Source organism: Streptomyces murinus (assembly GCF_002154555.1).
Taxonomy (GTDB): Bacteria; Actinomycetota; Actinomycetes; order Streptomycetales; family Streptomycetaceae; genus Streptomyces; species Streptomyces murinus.
Genome location: NZ_MUNF01000556.1, coordinates 1 through 1,986 on the forward strand (window position 1 = coordinate 1; position 1,986 = coordinate 1,986).

A 1,986-nucleotide genomic window follows, 5' to 3' on the forward strand; every position below is an offset into this window, starting at 1 on the left:
TCGCCTCGCTGAGGTCGATCTCGACGCTGCCGAAGATCGAGTACGCGTGCATCCGGCGCCCGGCGCGCCAGCGGCCGCGGCGGACCGCGCTGCTGAAGACGGCCACCACGTTCGCGTCGGACTCGCTGGGTATGTCGTGCGTGGGGCGCGGCGGGGCGGGGGAGGCGGCGCGGGACGCGTGCTGGTGGGCGGCGGGCAGGTCCTGGATGAAGACCTCCAGCTCGCCGACCGTCTTCGCGTTGAGCACGCCGTCCACGCGCTCGGCGTGTTCGTCGGCGGTGAGCCGGCCCTCGGCGAGGGCCTCGCGGAGGATGTCGGCGACCCGGTCGCGGTCGGCGTCCGAGGCGCGCAGGGCGGAGACGCTCGGGGTGGCGTCCTGGGTACGGGCGGGCTTCTGAAGGTCCACGGCAGCAGCGTACCGAAACGCGATAGATCGCGACTAGGGGTGTGGACAACCCCGGTGTGTCGGGCCCGCGGCCCGGCCGGATCACGGCTCACGGCCACTGAGCCTTACCTCACAAGTGCGCCGTCGGCGGCAGGTTCTACGCTGGACGGGCCCGCCAGCGTCGGCGGGCGCCGTCCGTCAGAGTGAGGAATGGGCTGAGATGCCTGAGTTCGCGTACACCGATCTGCTCCCCCAGGGAGAGGACACCACCCCTTACCGGCTGGTCACGTCCGAGGGCGTGTCCACCGTCGAGGGCCCGGACGGACGGACGTTCCTCAAGGTGGAGCCCGAGGCCCTGCGGGCGCTGGCCGCGGAGGCCATCCATGACATCCAGCACTACCTGCGCCCGGCCCACCTCGCCCAGCTGCGCCGCATCATCGACGACCCCGAGGCGTCCGCGAACGACAAGTTCGTCGCCCTGGACCTGCTGAAGAACGCGAACATCGCGGCGGCGGGCGTGCTGCCGATGTGCCAGGACACCGGCACGGCGATCGTCATGGGCAAGCGCGGCCAGAACGTGCTCACCGAGGGCACGGACGAGAAGCACCTCTCGCACGGCATCTACGACGCCTACACCAAGCTGAACCTGCGCTACTCGCAGATGGCTCCGCTCACCATGTGGGAGGAGAAGAACACCGGTTCCAACCTGCCCGCGCAGATCGAGCTGTACGCGACGGACGGCGGCGCCTACAAGTTCCTGTTCATGGCGAAGGGCGGCGGCTCGGCCAACAAGTCCTTCCTGTACCAGGAGACCAAGGCCGTCCTGAACGAGGCCTCCATGATGAAGTTCCTGGAGGAGAAGATCCGTTCGCTCGGTACGGCCGCGTGCCCGCCGTACCACCTGGCGATCGTCGTCGGCGGCACCAGCGCCGAGTACGCGCTGAAGACCGCGAAGTACGCCTCCGCGCACTACCTGGACAACGCGCCCACCGAGGGCTCGCCGCTCGGCCACGGCTTCCGGGACGTGGAGCTGGAGGAGAAGGTCTTCGAGCTGACCCAGAAGATCGGCATCGGCGCGCAGTTCGGCGGCAAGTACTTCTGCCACGACGTCCGCGTGGTCCGGCTGCCCCGGCACGGCGCGTCCTGCCCGGTCGCCATCGCCGTGTCCTGCTCGGCCGACCGCCAGGCCGTCGCGAAGATCACCGCCGAGGGCGTCTTCCTGGAGCAGCTGGAGCGGGACCCGGCCCGGTTCCTGCCGGAGACGACGGACGAGCACCTGGAGTCCGAGGGCGATGTCGTCGAGATCGACCTCAACCAGCCGATGGACACGATCCTCGCCGAGCTGACCAAGTACCCGGTCAAGACCCGGCTGTCGCTGACCGGTCCGCTGGTCGTGGCCCGTGACATCGCGCACGCCAAGATCAAGGAGCGCCTGGACGCCGGCGAGGAGATGCCGCAGTACCTGAAGGACCACCCGGTGTACTACGCCGGTCCCGCCAAGACGCCCGAGGGCTACGCGTCCGGCTCCTTCGGTCCGACCACGGCCGGCCGCCTGGAACTGCGCCACGTAGGAGTCCATCCGGCCGGCCGTGGTCGGACCG

Annotated in this window: 2 protein-coding genes; one reads left to right on the forward strand and one right to left on the reverse strand. The window is 69.9% G+C overall.

Going from position 1 to position 1,986, the window contains the following annotated elements; translation table 11 throughout:
- Positions 1-406: DUF1707 SHOCT-like domain-containing protein (locus tag CCN72_RS29585; protein WP_143664240.1), on the reverse strand; the 406-nt coding region annotated here is incomplete at its 3' end.
- Between the two features lie 199 nt (positions 407-605).
- On the opposite strand from CCN72_RS29585, the gene CCN72_RS29590 reads away from it, so the two are divergent.
- Positions 606-1,986 (forward strand): fumarate hydratase (locus tag CCN72_RS29590; RefSeq protein ID WP_086811051.1); only part of this gene is annotated, 1,381 nt, incomplete at its 3' end.